15 protein-coding genes and 1 pseudogene are annotated in these 18,102 nt (G+C 33.9%); 6 read left to right on the plus strand and 10 right to left on the minus strand.

Annotated features, from left to right (window positions below):
• Positions 1-9: 9 nt before the first annotated feature.
• Positions 10-1,092 carry a GIY-YIG nuclease family protein gene (locus CLOLE_RS11240; protein WP_083801262.1) on the minus strand — a complete coding sequence of 361 codons (1,083 nt, stop codon included), beginning with the start codon at positions 1,090-1,092 and terminating at the stop codon, positions 10-12.
• Between the two features lie 10 nt (positions 1,093-1,102).
• Entirely contained in the window at positions 1,103-1,954 is an 852-nt protein-coding gene (locus CLOLE_RS11245) for an amidohydrolase family protein (RefSeq protein WP_013657235.1), read from the minus strand.
• A 180-nt stretch (positions 1,955-2,134) separates the two neighbouring features.
• Between CLOLE_RS11245 and CLOLE_RS11250 the strand changes: the two genes are divergently transcribed.
• From CLOLE_RS11250 to CLOLE_RS11275, 6 genes and pseudogenes are all read left to right on the plus strand, one after another.
• On the plus strand, positions 2,135-2,863 hold the full coding sequence (locus tag CLOLE_RS11250) for a tRNA 2-thiocytidine biosynthesis TtcA family protein (protein ID WP_013657236.1): 729 nt from the start codon (positions 2,135-2,137) through the stop codon (positions 2,861-2,863).
• Positions 2,864-3,971, plus strand: a pseudogene (locus CLOLE_RS11255) (tyrosine-type recombinase/integrase). It abuts the gene before it with no gap.
• A 93-nt stretch (positions 3,972-4,064) separates the two neighbouring features.
• A complete protein-coding gene (locus tag CLOLE_RS11260) occupies positions 4,065-4,403 on the plus strand; it encodes a DUF4234 domain-containing protein (protein ID WP_013657237.1) in 339 nt (112 codons plus the stop codon).
• A gap of 166 nt (positions 4,404-4,569) precedes the next feature.
• Entirely contained in the window at positions 4,570-4,800 is a 231-nt protein-coding gene (locus CLOLE_RS24045; RefSeq protein ID WP_050794684.1) for a DUF2752 domain-containing protein, read from the plus strand.
• Between the two features lie 254 nt (positions 4,801-5,054).
• The gene (lexA, locus tag CLOLE_RS11270; RefSeq protein ID WP_013657239.1) at positions 5,055-5,666 is read left to right on the plus strand and encodes a transcriptional repressor LexA; all 612 of its coding nucleotides are present in this window, start codon (positions 5,055-5,057) and stop codon (positions 5,664-5,666) included.
• A 198-nt stretch (positions 5,667-5,864) separates the two neighbouring features.
• Complete coding sequence (locus CLOLE_RS11275) at positions 5,865-7,799, plus strand: NAD(+) synthase (RefSeq protein ID WP_013657240.1); 1,935 nt, start codon at positions 5,865-5,867, stop codon at positions 7,797-7,799.
• A gap of 123 nt (positions 7,800-7,922) precedes the next feature.
• On the opposite strand, the gene CLOLE_RS11280 is transcribed toward CLOLE_RS11275, so the two are convergent.
• The 8 genes from CLOLE_RS11280 to miaB form a co-directional block, all read right to left on the minus strand.
• Positions 7,923-9,224, minus strand: coding sequence for a methionine gamma-lyase family protein (locus tag CLOLE_RS11280; RefSeq protein ID WP_013657241.1), 1,302 nt, complete (start codon positions 9,222-9,224; stop codon positions 7,923-7,925).
• A gap of 98 nt (positions 9,225-9,322) precedes the next feature.
• Positions 9,323-9,580, minus strand: a complete 258-nt coding sequence (locus CLOLE_RS11285) for a hypothetical protein (RefSeq protein WP_013657242.1) — start codon at positions 9,578-9,580, stop codon at positions 9,323-9,325.
• Positions 9,581-9,696: 116 nt separating this feature from the next.
• Positions 9,697-10,323 (minus strand): GNAT family N-acetyltransferase, encoded by a 627-nt coding sequence (locus tag CLOLE_RS11290; protein ID WP_041712971.1) that lies wholly within the window; start codon positions 10,321-10,323, stop codon positions 9,697-9,699.
• A 204-nt stretch (positions 10,324-10,527) separates the two neighbouring features.
• Positions 10,528-10,755 carry an RNA chaperone Hfq gene (hfq, locus tag CLOLE_RS11295; RefSeq protein ID WP_013657244.1) on the minus strand — a complete coding sequence of 76 codons (228 nt, stop codon included), beginning with the start codon at positions 10,753-10,755 and terminating at the stop codon, positions 10,528-10,530.
• 126 nt (positions 10,756-10,881) lie between these two features.
• The gene (miaA, locus tag CLOLE_RS11300; RefSeq protein ID WP_013657245.1) at positions 10,882-11,847 is read right to left on the minus strand and encodes a tRNA (adenosine(37)-N6)-dimethylallyltransferase MiaA; all 966 of its coding nucleotides are present in this window, start codon (positions 11,845-11,847) and stop codon (positions 10,882-10,884) included.
• Between the two features lie 22 nt (positions 11,848-11,869).
• On the minus strand, positions 11,870-13,861 hold the full coding sequence (gene mutL / locus CLOLE_RS11305; RefSeq protein ID WP_013657246.1) for a DNA mismatch repair endonuclease MutL: 1,992 nt from the start codon (positions 13,859-13,861) through the stop codon (positions 11,870-11,872).
• Between the two features lie 47 nt (positions 13,862-13,908).
• The gene (gene mutS / locus CLOLE_RS11310; protein ID WP_013657247.1) at positions 13,909-16,656 is read right to left on the minus strand and encodes a DNA mismatch repair protein MutS; all 2,748 of its coding nucleotides are present in this window, start codon (positions 16,654-16,656) and stop codon (positions 13,909-13,911) included.
• 2 nt (positions 16,657-16,658) lie between these two features.
• Entirely contained in the window at positions 16,659-18,071 is a 1,413-nt protein-coding gene (gene miaB, locus CLOLE_RS11315) for a tRNA (N6-isopentenyl adenosine(37)-C2)-methylthiotransferase MiaB (RefSeq protein WP_013657248.1), read from the minus strand.
• Between the last annotated feature and the right edge of the window lie 31 nt (positions 18,072-18,102).

Here is an 18,102-nt window from a genome sequence, read left to right on the forward strand (position 1 = left end):
TATTCTTTATTACTCTCTCTGACTTAAATATGCCTTTAAAAGGCGATTGCTTACTTTTTCAATAGCTCTCCTATCTTCAATTGTTTCATAAAAAGCTACTTGCTGATTCATTAAGTACGAATAGATAATTAAGCTTTGATCTATTTTTGTTTTATCTAAGTCGTAGCTCTTCTTAAAGGGTTTGCTTAGATAACTATTGCCCTGTTCAATAAAATTTTTTAATAATTGGTTTCTATCTTGTATGTTCCAATAAAAGCTTTGCAATATAGTTGTTCCTTTAAGTAAGTATAGCTTACATCCTCCCATTGGACATGGTAATACAGCCATTCCTCTGGTTTGTGCTAGACTTAATGCTATGGCTTCCTGTCTATAACCTAAACGTTTTAGGGCATACCAATTCTGCCTATATATAATGGCTTTATTAAAATCTAGCTGCTCACTAGCTTCTTTCATGGCTGTTTCATAAAACACCAATGGTAATTGATTTTCTCCTTCTAAAAAAAGCACCAAGCTTTTTAATGCCTTTTGATGCTCTTCTCTATTAGAATCCTGACAAGGTCCTACACATCTTTTTAGTTTATAAGTTAGACATCCTTCTACCCCTTCCCCTTGCTTACAAGACGGAAGCCGAAAATAATTCCTTAAAGCTTCTACTGCCGTTAACAAATCAGCACTTTGGTCATAGGGACCAAAATAAAGTCCCGTATTGCCCTTTTCATAAACAGCTGTGACAGAACCTAATGATTCTTCAATTCCTACATGAATATAGCGATACTTCTTTTCGTTTTTTAAAAGACGATTATACAACGGTTTATATTGCTTAATAAGTACACATTCTAAAATAAGTGCATCTAACTCTGTATCTGTATACTTACACTCAAAAGTATCTATAGCAGCTACCATTCGTTTAATTCTAGGTTTTACATGCTTTAAGCTTCCAAAATAAGAACTTACACGATTTTTTAAGTGTTTAGATTTCCCAACATAAATGACATAGCCTTCTCGATCTTTCATTAAATAAACACCCGGTGTAAGTGATAAATTTTTTGCTTGTTCCTTTAGTTCTTCAAAAGTCATCTCTTCTCCTATCATTCAAACACGCTTAAAGTCGTATACCACATACTTCTAGTAGGCGTTTTGCATTACCTCCATAAATAGCATTTTGTTCCTGCTCTGTTAAAGTAGTTTCTTTTAAACCTTTATCATAGCGCTTAGGTGACACTAAAGGGTAATCACTTCCAAATAGCACTTTATCTAATATTCCCATTGTCTTGGCAGTGTCATAAATAGCCGGTTCATACAAAAAGATCATTGCTGCTGTATCATAATAAACATTTTTGAATTTCTCCTTAATTTCTTTCATATGTTCATAAATAAAAATTCCCCCACCCCAATGAGCTAAAATAATAGGTTGATCTGGATGATGCTTGATAAATGCATCTATTTCTCTTAAAGAAGTTGAAGTCTTTCCTATATAGTCATGTCCAATTGGTTCATTGGTATGTACTATAATAGGCATGTGATAATGCTTACTACAATTTGCCATTGCTGCTGTTTGGTTGGCATCATCTATTTGAAAATTTTGTCCCGCTGGGAAAAGTTCTCCTATCCCTCTAAGGCCACCCTGATAGCATCTCTCAATCTCTTGTTCTACATGTGGATGTTGTGGCACAACAGCCGCAAATCCTACTAGCTTATCTTTATATTTTCGAGTTACTTCCATTACATAATCATTCACATATTGACAAAGTCCCATATCTTGAAAACTAAAGCCAAAAATAACAGAATGGTCAATCTTTGCTTCCTGCATATGTGTAAGTACTTCTTCTGCTGTTACAAATCGATTTTGAGGGCTATTAGATAGAAGCGTAAAGTAAGGTTCTTTTTCTCCAAATTTTTGATACTGCTTAATGATATCTGGTGGTGTTACATGAACGTGCATATCTATTCTCATGGCATATCTCCTTCACTACTTAACCATTGAATTATTTTTCTATATTTAATGCATCCTTTTAGTTAGCTTATATTACTTGTATCATACCACAAAAACCAATGAGCTAACATCCGTTTAAGTTATAAGCAATCTGTGCTATACTAATAAAAACTTTAACGCATAGTTGATGGAGGATACACAATGCAATTACAACATTTACTCAGCTACGTAAGACGTGCCGTTCAAGATTATAATATGATAGCGGAAGGTGACCGAATTGCTATTGGTATTTCTGGTGGAAAAGATAGCTTGATATTAGCTCTAGCACTTAGTCATCTTAAACGATTTTATCCAAAGTCTTTTGAGATCATGGGAATAACGGTGTCTTTAGGCTTTGATAACTTCGATTTATCTGAAGTAGGCTCTTTTTTTGATACGCTACAAGTCCCTTTTTATGTATGTAATACTCAAATTGCACAAATTATCTTTGAAGAACGTAAAGAGTCTAATCCTTGCTCCTTGTGTTCGAAAATGCGTAAGGGTGCCTTATATGAAGAAGCAAAAGAAATGGGGTGTACTAAAATTGCTCTAGGTCATAACAAGGATGATATTAATGAGACCTTATTAATGTCTCTTTTTTATGAGGGACGTATTCATACAATGGCACCTGTTACTTACATGGATCAAGTCGATTTGCACATTATTCGTCCTCTGATTTATGCACCAGAAAAAGATATTAGAGGATTTGTAAAAAAAGAGGGATTTCCAGTCGTTAAAAGTCCTTGTCCTGCTGACGGTCAGACTAAAAGAGAAACAACAAAAGAACTTATTTCAAGTTTGCAAAGAGATATTCCAAGGCTGCCAGAACATTTGTTCGGCGCTATTCAAAGGAGCACTATTGAAGGCTGGAAAACTAAGGAGGGAAAATAAATGGCTAGTTATCAAGAACGTCGTCAAAAATATGTAACGCTTAAAACAAGGGAATTACTCCAAACGCTTCCCCCCTATATTTTTGACTTTTTTTAGAGGAATAGAACATACTAGTAGCGCTAATACAAGACTCGCTTATGCTTATGACATTAGAGTTTATTTAAACTTCCTACATGAATCTATTCCTGGTTTAAAAGACTTACCTTCTATTGCTGCTATTACACTAGAACAATTAGAATCTATTACACCAAGAGATATCGAACGTTATTTAGAATACTTATCCTACTACGAAATAAGTAATAAAGATCATACGCATCATGCACCACTTTCACCTGCTGCAGCTCAGGAGAATTTGAATAATGGACAATATCATCAAAATGGGCAAACAGGAAAAGCAAGAAAATTGGCATCCATTAAAACGCTATACAATTACTTTTACAAACAGCAACGTATTCTACATAATCCAACTTCCTTAGTAGATATGCCTAAAATCTATGAAAAACCCATTATTAAACTCGATGTAGATGAAATCGCAAAGTTATTAGACGTGGTTGAATCTGGTGAACAATTAACCGATAAGCAAAAGATTTATCATGAGTTTACTCGAAAAAGAGATTTAGCTATTGTAGCCGTTCTTCTTGGAACAGGCATTCGTGTTTCAGAATGTGTAGGTATTAATATAGAAGATATTGACTTCAACTATAATGGTATTAAAATCACTCGCAAGGGTGGTAATGAAACTATTATTTACTTTAGTAAAGAAGTAGAAAAGATTTTAAGAGACTATTTAACCAATAGGCGTACTAAAACTTGTAAGGATATTGATCATCCTCTATTTCTTTCTTTGCAAAATAAACGTATTTCTGTACGTAGTGTACAGTTACTAGTTAAAAAATATAGTAGTTTAGTAACTCAATTAAAGAAAATAACACCTCATAAACTTCGTTCTACCTATGGTACCCAACTTTATCAAGAAACTGGTGATATTTATTTAGTTGCTGATGTCCTAGGACATAAGGATGTGAATACCACTAAAAAACATTATGCCCAAATGGATGATGCCCGCAAACGTTATGCTGCTTCTATTATTAAACTCCGCGAAGAATAAATTATACGCCTAAAATATGTAGAACATATATAATTGACTGATTTGTTTAAATATAGTATCATTTTAATATATTAAAATCCAAGGAGGTTTTCAATGATTAAAGAGAAGAACATCGCAATATGTATTATTTTATCAATTGTTACTTGTGGGATTTATGGTTTATACTGGTTTGTATGTTTAACAGATGATGTAAGTACCGCTTCTGGTGAATATTCTACTTCTGGTATAATGGCTCTTATACTTACTATCGTAACATGTGGCATTTACGGTTTATTTTGGGCATTTAAAATGGGGGATAGATTAGACATTGCTAAACAAAAACGCGGCATTCCAGCTAGTAATGGTGGTATTCTTTACTTAATCTTATTCCTCTTTGGTGGCATTATCACTTATGCACTTATTCAATATGAACTTAATAAGCTAGCTGTTTAAAATGACCTCTAAAAAGAAAAGAGCTATAAATGTTTTACAGTTTGCTATCTGTATAGTGGTTTTAGGCTTACTATATGTTATATGGTGTCATTTTAGTACTTTACATATTCCGTGTCTCTTTCATCATATTACAGGCTGGTATTGCCCAGGATGTGGTGTGACTAGGATGTGTTTGGCTATACTCTCACTAGATTTTGATACAGCTTTTTATTATAATAAAGCCATCTTTATCCTATTGCCTTTTTATATTCTAATAGGCATTAAGTATATACTACTCTATATCAAAATAGGCAAAATTTCATTTACTCAAATTGAAAACATAGGATTAATTATTTCTATTGTTATTTTGCTAGTGTATGGCTTAATCAGAAATATTTTACCATATAACTACTTTTAATAAAAAAATAGTAAAAGGAAGGATGGTGAAATGAGTTATCTTATTTCACCATCCTTCCTTTTATTTATAATTTGCTTCTACTTCTTAATTAGAAATAACAGATAGTTCCTCATCTAATATACAAGACGGCTAGTGCATACTATGCGGAAATTAGACAATATGTAACTCTTTTCTCCCCTATTAGAACGTATGTTTGCTATCCTATAGAAAATATGCTATAATGAACTATATTTTAGTAAAGATGAGGGATACGTATGGATCAAACATTAACAGCCAAACAACAACAGATTTTGTCATGTATTAAACAAAACTTAAAGGAAAAAGGCTATCCACCATCAGTACGTGAACTTTGTATTGCAGTAGGTTTAAGTTCCACCTCTACTGTTCATAGCCATTTAAATACCTTAGAAAAAAAAGGATTTATTAAACGCGACCCTAGTAAACCTCGTACCATTGAAATCTTAGACGAGGAAATGAATTGGCTAGAGGATCATGTTAGTGCTGTTCCTATTGTAGGTAAAGTAACAGCTGGTGCACCTATTTTAGCTGTTGAAAACATTGAAGAATACTTTCCTCTCCCTAAACACCTTACTCGCCATGAAGAAACTTTCATGCTTAATGTCAAAGGAACCAGTATGATTAATGCAGGGATTTTAGATGGAGATCAAATCATCGTTCGTCATCAGGATTCTGCTCGTAACGGCGAAATTGTTGTCGCCTTAATTGAGGATGAGGTAACTGTTAAACGTTTTTTCAAGGAAAAAGATTGCTTCAGACTTCAGCCAGAAAATGACACGATGGATCCGATCTATTGTCAGGATGTTAAAATTCTTGGTAAAGTTATTGGACTTTTTAGAGAGTTTTAATGTCTTAAGCGTTATTCTAATACGATACACCATACCTATCTAATTTTAGATAGGTATGGTGTATTTTTTTTGAACTAAATCCTCTGTTAGAGTGATACCGTTTAGCTATCCTCTTTGTAACTGGATATATTCTTCTTATTTGTGGCATATTAAGACTATTGATGTTACTTTTCTATCGCATTAAATGGAGGTTTTTTAATGACAAATCACTTTATTAAAGTTTGTACAATTACACCTAAATTATCTGTCGGTGACTGCAACTACAATCTGAAGCAAATATACAACTGTATAAAAGAAAGTGAAACTGCAGGTGCTTCTATTGCTGTATTTCCCGAGTTATGTTTAACAGGATATACCTGCGGTGATCTCTTTTATCAAAGTAATTTACTAGCTGAAACTGAAAAAAATATAAAACAGCTTTTAGATGCAACTGCTACTAGTGAGCAGCTTATTCTTGTAGGTGCCCCAATTGCCCATGAAGGTCATTTATTTAATACAGCCTGTGTCTTATTTAAAGGAAAATTATTAGGTATTGTACCTAAAAGTTTTCTGCCTAATTACAATGAGTTTAATGAAAAGCGTTGGTTTAGTGCGGCCCATGAAATTCTACATTCTAAAATGGTTTATGCAGGTCAAAATGTTACTATCTCTTCTTACTTACTTTTTAAAGCCAAGCACATTCCCTATTTTTGTTTAGGTATCGATATATGTGAGGATTTATGGTCTCCTTTATCTCCTAGTACCTGCCATACTATTTATGGTGCTACCATTATAGCTAATCTATCTGCAAGTAATGAATGTGTTGGTAAGATGAATCAGCGTAAAACATTAGTAGCCCAACATTCTTTAAAAACAATGTGTAGTTATTTATATACATCTTCTGGTATTTATGAGTCTACTAGTGACCTTGTTTTTAGTGGTCATCAATTGATATATGAAGGAGGTTCCTTACTAGCTGAGTCTGAGCTCTTTTCAAGAGAGAATTTAATTACTTACGCCACTTTAGATCTTGAACGCCTTTATAATCAACGTTTACGCCTTAACTATGCAACTTCGCCTCTACCCTTTAAAGAACTTAATTATCAAATCATTGAATTTGATTTAGCTTTACAGACTAAGGAACTAGAAAAGAACATTACGCCTCATCCCTTTATCCCTAAAGAAGAAAAAACACGTACACAGCGTTGCAAGAGTATTTTTGCCATTCAAACTCATGGGTTAGCTAGGCGAATGGAACATACACATGCAGAGCATCTTATTATTGGGGTTTCTGGAGGCTTAGATTCTACTTTAGCCCTTTTAGTCTGTGTAAGATCTGTTAAACTTCTTAATAGACCCCCTTGCCACATTATAGGGGTAACAATGCCTGGTTTTGGTACTTCTGACCGTACTTATCAAAATGCTATTAACCTAATGAAATTACTTGGTATCACTCAAAAAGAGATTTCCATTGTACCCTCTACCTTACAACATCTTAAAGATATCGAACATGATATTAGTATCCATGATACGACCTACGAAAATGCTCAGGCGAGAGAACGTACTCAAATCTTAATGGATTTAGCTAATCAATATAATGGCCTTGTAGTTGGAGCAGGTGATCTTTCTGAACTTGCTTTAGGGTGGGCAACATATAATGGTGACCATATGTCTATGTATGGCGTTAATGCTTCTGTCCCTAAGACATTAATACGCTATTTAATTGAATATGTCGCTTACTATGAAAGTGAACCTTTGGTTCAAGAAATTTTATTTGATATACTTGCTACACCTGTTAGCCCTGAATTGCTTCCTACAAGCGATAGTGGTGATATTACTCAAAAAACTGAAGATCTAGTAGGTCCCTATGAGCTCCATGACTTCTTCATTTATTACATGCTTCGCTTTGGCTATGCGCCTTCTAAAATCTATCATCTCGCACAAATGGCATTTAACAATCAGTATAGTAATGAAACTTTACTTAAATGGTTAAAAGTCTTTTATAAGCGTTTCTTTGCTCAGCAGTTTAAACGCTCTTGTTTACCAGACGGACCTAAAGTTGGCTCTATTGGTTTATCACCTCGTGGTGATTGGCGCATGCCATCAGATGCAAGTAGTGCTCTTTGGTTAGTTGAGATTGAGTCTCTTAAGTAATAATCCTTAACTTATATCTTTCGCCCTTTAATCTACTAAAAAGGTGCCATAATAGTCTATCAACTATGGCACCTTTTAACTTTATATGCTATTTATATATATTTTTTTTAAAATACACATGTCTTAGGAAAGTTGAATATGTCCGTGATCAATCATGGTTTGTAAGGCTTTCATCATTCCTAATCTGGCGTGATAAAAAGTTAATCCTCCTTGGAAAAAAGCTGTATAAGGTGGCTTAATAGGTGCATCCGCACTCATTTCAATAGAAGCACCTTGAATAAAAGCACCTGCTGCCATAATAACCGGTGCATCATAACCTGGCATATCCCATGGCTCAGGTGTTACAAAGCTATCCACTGGTGCACCTTTTTGAATTCCTTGACAAAAGCTAATAACTTTCTCAGGCGTTTGCATATTAATAGCTTGAATAATATCATGTCTAGTTTCCTTTGAACTAGGCATAACATCAAAACCTAATTTTTCAAACATAGCCGCTGCTAAAATGGCTCCCTTTAAAGCATTTGCTACCACTTCTGGTGCTAAAAAAAGTCCTTGAAGAACAGGTTGATTCAATCCTAATGTAGCGCCTACTTCTTTTCCCAGTCCAGGTGCTGTTAGTCTCATAGCAGCATTTTCTACATATTGCTCTTTTCCTACGATATAGCCACCTATAGGAGCAAGGCCACCACCTGGATTTTTAATGAGTGAGCCTACACATAAATCAGCCCCTACTTCTGTTGGTTCAATAGTTTCCACAAATTCACCATAACAATTATCTACCATACAAATAACGTCTGGTTTAATGTCTTTAATAAAAGTAATAAGCTCTCCTATTTGTGCTACTGAAAAAGTTGGTCTATAACTATACCCTTTTGAACGCTGAATGGTTACTAGTTTTGTTTTTTCAGTTATGGCTGCTTTAATACCTTCATAATCAAAACTAAAATCCTCTCTTAAATCCACTTGTTTATAAGTAATACCATATTCGGCTAAACTTCCTGGTGTTTCACGTATACCAATAACACCTTCTAAAGTATCATAAGGTTTTCCTACTGGTGATAGTAATTCATCACCTGGTCTTAAGTTACCAAATAAAGCTACGGTTAAAGCATGTGTACCTGACATAAGCTGAGGTCTTACAAGTCCTGCCTCTGCCTTAAAGATATCTGCATAAATTTGTTCTACTGTATCACGACCTAAATCATTGTAGCCATAACCCGTTGTCGCTGCAAAATGAATATCACTTAACTTATTTTTTTGCATCGCATGTAATACTTTAGCACCATTTAAATGCATTATCTCATTAATTTCCGCATATATAGATTGCAACTCCTGTTCACAAACTTTGCAAAATGCTTCTGTTTCTGGTGATATACCTAATAAATCCTCTAAAATACCCATAGTATCTCCTTTATATGTATTCATCAATTAAGCCCTCTATAGAGAGGGCTTAATCAGCGAATTTTGTCTGATTTTAAATGTAATTTCATTATAACATCTTTTTGTATGAGTTCAAGTTTTTGTTACCCCTGGTCCTTAATAGATTCCAATAACCTCATACTTGCTTCTGTACTTTCAGTTTTCAAAACACCATCTATTAATTCTACTGCAACCTGTTCTTCATAGCTTTCTTTTGTCTGGCGTGCTAATTTCAAAAAAATACCAGCTTCTATCCAATTTTCCTTTTCCATATAAGCTAAACTAATAGATAAATAAATACTACAATCACTACGACTACCTTTCTCACGAATAACACGTTTAAGAATATATTCCAAGGACATAAGTTAATCCTTTCATTTTGAGGATTTTTCTTATGCTAAGTATTGCCTCAATCTAAAAAAATCTATACGTTCTTGTATAGACTTTTAAAGTATTGGTATCTTTTTCATTAATATTTCTATCGAATCATACAGTATTGCTTTAAATGAATAGATTTTTCTACCACCTCAAAAAGTTTAAACCCGAAGTGCTGATAAAAAGCTACATTTTTATCATTATGTGTTTCTAAAGAAACTAATAAACTATGTGCATCTGCATAATCTAAAACTTCTGTAAGCAAGAGTTTTGAAATACCACAATGTTGTTTTAATGGATGTACTGCTAAATAAATAATATGTAAACGTTCTTTTTGTTTAATATGTTCTGTCCACCTAGAATTTAAATAATCTTTTCCTTTTAAGAAATGCCAAAGTACTCTTAGAGAAGGATCCTCTTTAATTAAGTAACAGTCTGTTTTAAAAGTAGCATAATAAGTACTTATCAAATATCTTAAAATATGAAATGGCTCCGTTTCATCAGATACAATAATAATACCATTCATATCTTCACTATCAGCATAAACCTTACAAGTATTAAAAAATTCATCTAAATCACACTTAAATAGTTCAGGTAATAACTTCTTTCTTATTTCTTCATCAGGAATAAGAAGCGTATATAACGGGTCATTCTCAAAACAAGCTGTCAACAGATTTTCTAGTACTGGAAAATCTGTTTTTTTAACACAATACAATTGATCAAGCTCCAAAATTCCACACCTTTCATTACTTATTCCGTATCAATTATAGAGATATTTCAGCTTTAATACAAGATATTATTCAATAAAAAAGCGTAACTAATGACTAAAGGTAGTTTTCACTAAAATCATTTGTTACGCATCTATCTTGTTCTTAAAATCAAAAGATCATGGCATAAATAATATGCTTCTGAAAGCCTTTGCTTTCAAAAATTATTACTCTGCTGCATTTAAATTAACTGGTTTTGATGGTACCAAAGTAGAAATGGCATGCTTATAGATCATTTGTTGTTTGCCTTCACTTTCTAGAATCACAACAAAATTATCAAATCCTTTAATGATTCCTTTAAGTTGGAATCCATTAGTAAGGAATACAATAATTGATATTTTATCTTTTCTTAATTGATTTAATAAGACGTCTTGTAAATTAATAACTTTACTCATAGTCGGTGTTCCCCTCCTAAAGGCTTGAATGAATTGATTTCATTGTATATTATATTTTATTGCTTGTCCAGTAAATTACATAATTTTGCAATAATATATTGTAATTATGGCCTATCTTTTAAAGGATTATACTTCCAAATCCTTATTATTTAGATTAATTTTTGATAACATTTCTGACACGATTGTCTCGGGATTAAATCCTAGCTGATCAACTGATAAGAAAATAGGATTAGCTTGGTGTTTAAACCAAGTCAGCTGTCTTTTAGCATAGCGTCTTGTATTTTGCTTAAGCTGTTCAATAGAGGCTTCTAGGGTCTCCTCTCCTTTAAAATAAGGAAAGAATTCTTTATAACCAATGGCTTTCATAGAAGGTAAGTCTTCACTATAACCTGCTTCAAAAAAGTGTCTGACTTCTTCAACTAAACCTTCTTCTACCATTTGGTCAATGCGCAAGTTAATTCTTTCATATAACTTGCTACGTTCCATAGTTAATGCAAAGAAAGTATAGGCATAAGGTGATTCATTCCCCTTACGCTTTTCCTTTTCCTCCTCATTATGGGCTGAAATAGGATGTCCCGTTTCTTTATAATATTCTAAAGCACGAATTACACGTTTAATGTTGTTAGCATGAATATTTTCAGCACTAATCGGGTCTACTTCTCTCAGCATCTCATGAAGCTTATCTACACCATTTTCATTTACAAAATGCTGAAGCTCTTCTCTATAGTCTTCATCTGGTGAAGTTTCTTCAAATTGGGTATCAAATAAAATAGCATTTATATAAAAACCTGTACCTCCTACTAAAATAGGTATCTTCCCTTTTTGATAAATCTCTTCTAAATAACTTTTGACACGCTCTTTAAAAGTAGCTACGCTACAAGGAAAATCTGCTTCCCATTCATCAATCATATAATGAGGAATACCTTGCATTTCTTCTGGCTTTACTTTAGCCGTTCCAATATCCATTCCTTTATAAATTTGCATAGAATCAGCTGATATAATTTCTCCATTAATTGCTTTTGCCAACAGAACACTCGTTTGTGTTTTACCTGAAGCAGTAGGTCCTGCAATTAAAATAAGTGGTCGTTTCATAAATCTACCTTTCTAGATTACATTAAATTCTCTTAAACATTTTCTCAATATCAACTTGAGTGAGTGCAACCAATGTTGGTCTACCATGAGGGCAAGTAAACGGATTATCTAAAGCTAATAATAACTCGATTAGCTTACGACACTCACGATCTGATATTTGGTCATGAGCTTTAATAGCACTACGACATGACATACGAATAATGGCTTCTGCTTTAAGCTCTGCAATATCCTGAAGCTTATCATGAGTTAAACGATCTAATACTTCTTTGAATACAGCCGGTGATAATGGCTCATTCAAAATAAAAGGTACTTCTCTAATGGCAACTGCATTTTCTCCAAAAGCTTCAAATTGAAATCCTAATTTTTTAAAAAGTTCTTCATGTTCATTTAAAAGAGTCATTTCTACCGGTGTTACCATTAAAGTCTCAGGCATTAAAAGCAGCTGCGTTGCGACCTCATTTGCTTTAAACTCTGCCATAAATTGCTCATATAATACTCTTTCATGAGCTGCATGTTGGTCAATAATAAATACCTTCTCATGATATTCGATTAACCAATAGGTTTTAAATACTTGTCCTACAATACGATAATCTGTAGGTAAAATGGCTGGTGAAGTAGGTTTTTCTTCAACTTGAATCTTAGGTGGTAAAGGTACATCTTCAAAACGACTAATACCATATTCTTTATTAGGCTTCTCTAGTTCGTGAATCATTTCATCAGTCGGTTCTGTAGTACTTTGATGAATCATTTCTTCTTTAAAAACTTGACTCAGCTGTTTCTCATAAGTATCAATCGATTGAGGAGAAACATGATGACTATCTCTATTGCCAAATAACCGACTAATAGAAGGGGGATTTACATCTTCTCTTTGAAAATCAGTAGGATTATGTTTTAAAAGACTTTGAGGTGTTACTTCTTCCTTTTCTTTACGTGGTGCAAAAAAAGTATCTATGATACCTTGCTCAATAACCGGTTCAACTTTAGCTTCCTTTGGCCCTGGCTCAGTAGCCACTTGTGGTACTAAATAAGCTTCCCTTAACGCATGGCTAACCCCTTCATAAACCGCTTTATAAATAGTATCTGGGTTTTTAAAACGGACTTGCAATTTAGTAGGATGAACATTAACGTCTACTAAAGAAGGGTCCAAATACAAGTGAAGCACTGAAAAAGGAAATTTACCTACCATCACTAAAGTTTTATAAGCATCTTCTACAGCACCTTGTAATAATTGACTTTTAATATAGCGGCCATTAATGAAAAAATGCTCATAATTACGATTTCCCCTATTTAAAACTGGCTTTCCAATTAACCCCATACATTCTATAGTATCGCTTTTATAGTAGCATTCTAGCGTATTTCTAGCATATTCTTTTCCATAAATATTTAAAATAGCATGCTTTAACTCATGGTCTCCTGAAGTCGTAAATATAGTTTTTCCATTTTGAATATATTTAAAACTTACCTCCGGATGTGCTAATGCTAATTTATACATATAATCTGAAATTTTTGCTCCCTCTGAACTACTACTACTTAAAAAAGCTTTTCTAGCAGGAACATTAAAAAACAAGTGACGCATAATGAAGGTAGTCCCATTAGGACAGGCAACTTCTTCTGCAGCTGACATCTTCCCTCCACTTATCTCTATACGTTTACCGGTTAACTCTTGCTCTTCCTTGGTTAAAAGTTCTACATTGGAAACAGCTGCAATACTTGCTAACGCTTCACCTCTAAACCCTAAACTTATCACTTCATACAAATCTTCTGCCGAAGTAATCTTACTTGTTGCATGACGTAAAAAAGCTACTTCTACTTGATCTTTTGGAATACCTACCCCATTATCTGTCACACGAATTAAGTCAATACCACCATTTTTTATTTCTACTGTAATGGAACTAGCTTTGGCATCAATACTATTTTCTACTAATTCTTTAACAACAGAACAAGGTCTTTCCACTACTTCTCCTGCCGCAATTTTATTAATGGTATGTGTATCGAGTATTTTAATTGCTCTCATTTGTATCCTCCTTTCTTCGCTGTATAATAAGGAGGAAGGCAAACCTCTTAAAGAGATTTAACCTTCCTTTGTAATTCATATAAAAGTTCTAAAGCTTTAAATGGTGTTGTATTCATTAAATCCGCTTCTTTTAAAGCAGTAATGACCTCATGTTCACCTTGATCAAATAAATTAAGTTGGCCAAAACCATTTTGTTTTTCTTTATGGTCTTTAGAGGCTTTTTTAGATGTAACTTCTGTTTCATTGATCTGATAAGCCTCTGTCGTTATTACCTGTTCTTTTACTACATCCTTAATCTTATCTACCTTTTCAGATAGCTGCCCCGAAGTCCCTTGAACACTAGGTGGTATAATCACTTGCTTCTCACCACTATCCAGTTGCTTTAAAATAGCTTTTGCACGCTCTAAAACAGCACTAGGTACACCCGCTAACTTAGCCACTTGAATCCCATAGCTATGGTCAACACTACCTTTTACGATTTGGTGAAGGAAAATAATATCTTCTCCTATTTCTTTAACTGCAATACAATAGTTCTTAAGATTTGGCATAGTTTCTTCTAAAACAGTGAGCTCATGATAATGGGTGGCAAATAAAGTTTTTGCACCTATTTCAGTCGTAATATGTTCTATAATAGACCAAGCAATACTTAAACCATCTAATGTACTTGTTCCTCTTCCAATCTCGTCTAAGATGAGTAAGCTATTCTTTGTTGCATGATGCAAAATATTTGCCACCTCCATCATTTCCACCATAAAGGTACTTTGTCCTGATGCCAAATCATCTGAAGCACCTACACGTGTGAAAATACGATCAACAACACCAATAGTTGCTGAATCCGCTGGCACAAAGCTTCCTATTTGAGCCATTAAAACAATCAGAGCTACTTGACGCATATAAGTGGATTTACCAGCCATATTAGGCCCTGTTAATAGCATCATCTCGGCATGCTCTTCTTCTAAAATAACGTCATTGGCAATAAAGTGTTGTTCTCCTAGCATTTTTTCTACAACTGGATGACGCCCTTTTTCAATACAAAGATTATAGCCAGTTGTCATCTCTGGCTTTACATATCCATAAGTATCTGCTACATCCGCTAAAGAACAAAACATATCTAAAGCTGCAATTTGAGCCGAAGTCGTTAATAAACGTGGCATCTCTTTTAAAACTGCATCTCTTATTTCTGTAAATAACTGATACTCTAATAAATTAAGTTTATCATCTGCACCTAATACTTCTTCTTCTACTTTTTTCAGCTCTTCTGTGATATAGCGTTCACAGTTAGAAAGGGTTTGTTTGCGAATAAAGTAATCAGGTACTAAATGATTATAGGACTGTGTCACTTCTAAAAAGTATCCAAAAACTTTATTGTATTTTATTTTAAGATTCTTAATACCTGTTTTTTCTTTTTCTCTAGCTTCTATTTCCATAAGCCAAGAAGCACCTTCGGTCTTGACTTGACGTAAATGATCGACTTCTTCATTATAGCCGGTTTTAATCATGTTTCCTTCTCTCACAGAAATAGGTGCTTCCTCTATAAGTGCCTTGTCAACTAGCTGGTAAAGATCACTCATGTCATCTAACTGACGGTTAAGGGAGATTAACCCTGGCGCCTGGCAGTCTACTAATAAACCCTTAATAGTTGGCAGTACCTCTAAAGATTGTTTTAAAGCAATCATATCTTTAGCATTACACGTTCCAAAAGAAACTTTACTCATTAAACGTTCAATATCATAAATATGATCTAATGCCTCAAATAAATCCGCACGTAATAAAGGAGCTTCCTTAAGTTCCTTTGTGGCATCTAGACGATGATTAATTTCTTCTGCATTAATAAGAGGCTGCTCTATACATTTTCGAATATAACGAGAACCCATAGCTGTTTTGGTATGATCAAGTACCCACAAAAGGGAACCTTTTCTTCTTTTTTCACGCAACGTTTCTGTTAATTCAAGATTACGCCTTGTGGCGATATCTAATAACATAAAAGCATCCACATTATAAATAGATAACGTCATCAAGTGAGATAAATCCGTTTTTTGCGTTTCTTGTAAATAAGCAAGCAAACTAGCTGTAGCTAAAGTTTCCACACCGTCTTCACTTAAGCCAATTCCACCTAAAGATAAAATATTAAAATGTTTCAGTAAAATACGTTGTGCTAAAGTAGTATCTAAAGTATGGGCTGGTATTTGCTCGGTTAAGCAATTAAAACGTGTACGCATAAATTCACGAATCTCATCATCTTGATAGAGAGTTTCTGATAATAAGCATTCTACAGGTGCAAATTTCGCTAATTCATCTAGTAATTTTCGCTTACTTTGATCTCCTATAATAGTCGTCGTAAGCCACTCACCTGTTGTCACATCACAAACACTTAATCCATAGCTTCCTTCCATACCAACAATGCTAGTGATATAGTTGTTTTTACCCTCACTTACTGTGGCACCCTCTAATATAGTCCCAGGTGTTACAATACGAATAACGCCGCGTTTTACTAAGCCCTTGGCTTGCTTAGGATCTTCAATTTGCTCACATATAGCTACTTTATAACCTTTTTCTACTAAACGTGAAATATACGTTTCTGCTGAATGAAAAGGTACACCACACATAGGTGCCCTTTCCTCTAAGCCACAATCTTTTCCTGTTAAAGTAATTTCTAATTCTCTTGAACAAGTTTTAGCATCTTCAAAGAACATTTCATAAAAATCCCCTAGTCTGAAAAAAAGTAAGCAGTCTGGGTTTTCTTCTTTTATAGTTAAATACTGCGCCATCATAGGCGTTACTTGTGTTTTTAACATAGTTATCTCGCCAACTCTCCAATTAAATAGTGGGTTTTATTATCCACAATATGAACTTTAACAAATTTACCAACATATTCCTTAGGGGCTGGTGTATTGACTAAAAGTCCTGTATCTGTACGTCCACTTAAAACATTGTCATCTTGTTTACTTACTTCTTCAAAGAGTACTTCTACAGTTTGTCCAACATACTTATGAAGGGTAGCAGCAGACTGTTTATTTACAAGTGCTAATAATCTATTAAAACGTTCTTTTGTCACATCTTCTGGCACTTGGTCTTCCATAGTAGCTGCTGGTGTTCCTGTACGTTTTGAATAAATAAAAGTAAAGGCACTTGCATAATGTACTTTTTCTACAACTTCCATGGTATCTAAAAAGTCTTCTTCTGTTTCACCAGGGAAACCTACAATAATATCTGTCGTTAGTTCTACTCTAGGAATAGCTGCTTTAATTTTCCTTACTAATTCTAAATAGCTTTCTTTTGTATAATGACGATTCATTTTCTTTAATAATTTAGTACTTCCTGATTGGAAAGGTAAATGAACGCTTGGACAAATCTTATCACAGCTAGCCATTACTTCAATCAGTTCATCACTTAAATCTTTTGGGTGAGATGTCATAAAACGAATACGTTTTAATCCCTCAATAGCGTTAATTTGTTTTAAAAGCTCAGCAAAGCTTATTGGTTCATCTAATGTCTTTCCATAAGAATTTACATTTTGTCCTAAAAGCATAATCTCCTTAACACCTTCAGATACTAATGCCTTGATTTCTGTAACAATATCTTCTGGCTTTCTACTACGCTCTCTCCCTCTTACATAAGGAACAATACAATAAGTGCAGAAGTTATTGCAGCCATACATAATATTAACGCAAGCTTTAAAATCATATTTTCTAGAATCTGGAAGGTCTTCTACAATATCTTGATAAGAATCCCAAATATCTATGACATTTTGCTTTGTTTCTAAACGTGTTTGTAAAAGTTCTGGTAATTTATAAATATTATACGTTCCAAAAATAATATCAATAAAATTAAATTTCTTTTTAAGCGTATCCAATACTATGTCTTGCTGCATCATACAACCACATAGGGCAATCATAAAGTTTGGATTTTTTTTTCTTCTTCCCTTAAGAGCTCCTAAACGGCCATAAATTTTTAGTTCTGCATTTTCACGTACACAACAAGTATTATAAATAATAAAATCAGCTTCTTCTTCATTTTCTGTTTTAGTGTAACCAATTTGCTCTAACATACCTTCAATCTTTTCTGAGTCTCTTGCATTCATTTGACATCCAAAGGTTGAAATACAATACTGAAGACCTTTCCCGCTTATGTGTTGTGCAAGTATATTGATAATCTCATTTTGGCGTTGTGCTTCCTTTGTTGAGACATTAATGACTTTTCTCTCGCTCATGTCGTTTTCCTCCTAGCGCGTTTCATCTAAT

Source organism: Cellulosilyticum lentocellum DSM 5427, from assembly GCF_000178835.2.
In the GTDB taxonomy this organism is placed as follows: domain Bacteria; phylum Bacillota; class Clostridia; order Lachnospirales; family Cellulosilyticaceae; genus Cellulosilyticum; species Cellulosilyticum lentocellum.

Coding starts and splice junctions, on each gene's coding strand:
- miaB (WP_013657248.1), bottom strand. CDS start 18,071: ATGAGCGAGAGAAAAGTCATTAATGTCTCAACAAAGGAAGCACAACGC.
- CLOLE_RS24045 (WP_050794684.1), top strand. CDS start 4,570: ATGTGTTTGGCTATACTCTCACTAGATTTTGATACAGCTTTTTATTAT.
- hfq (WP_013657244.1), bottom strand. CDS start 10,755: ATGAGTAAAGTTATTAATTTACAAGACGTCTTATTAAATCAATTAAGA.
- CLOLE_RS11280 (WP_013657241.1), bottom strand. CDS start 9,224: ATGAATACATATAAAGGAGATACTATGGGTATTTTAGAGGATTTATTA.
- mutS (WP_013657247.1), bottom strand. CDS start 16,656: ATGTTAAAAACACAAGTAACGCCTATGATGGCGCAGTATTTAACTATA.
- CLOLE_RS11250 (WP_013657236.1), top strand. CDS start 2,135: ATGCAATTACAACATTTACTCAGCTACGTAAGACGTGCCGTTCAAGAT.
- mutL (WP_013657246.1), bottom strand. CDS start 13,861: ATGAGAGCAATTAAAATACTCGATACACATACCATTAATAAAATTGCG.
- lexA (WP_013657239.1), top strand. CDS start 5,055: ATGGATCAAACATTAACAGCCAAACAACAACAGATTTTGTCATGTATT.
- CLOLE_RS11245 (WP_013657235.1), bottom strand. CDS start 1,954: ATGAGAATAGATATGCACGTTCATGTAACACCACCAGATATCATTAAG.
- miaA (WP_013657245.1), bottom strand. CDS start 11,847: ATGAAACGACCACTTATTTTAATTGCAGGACCTACTGCTTCAGGTAAA.
- CLOLE_RS11275 (WP_013657240.1), top strand. CDS start 5,865: ATGACAAATCACTTTATTAAAGTTTGTACAATTACACCTAAATTATCT.
- CLOLE_RS11285 (WP_013657242.1), bottom strand. CDS start 9,580: ATGTCCTTGGAATATATTCTTAAACGTGTTATTCGTGAGAAAGGTAGT.
- CLOLE_RS11240 (WP_083801262.1), bottom strand. CDS start 1,092: ATGATAGGAGAAGAGATGACTTTTGAAGAACTAAAGGAACAAGCAAAA.
- CLOLE_RS11260 (WP_013657237.1), top strand. CDS start 4,065: ATGATTAAAGAGAAGAACATCGCAATATGTATTATTTTATCAATTGTT.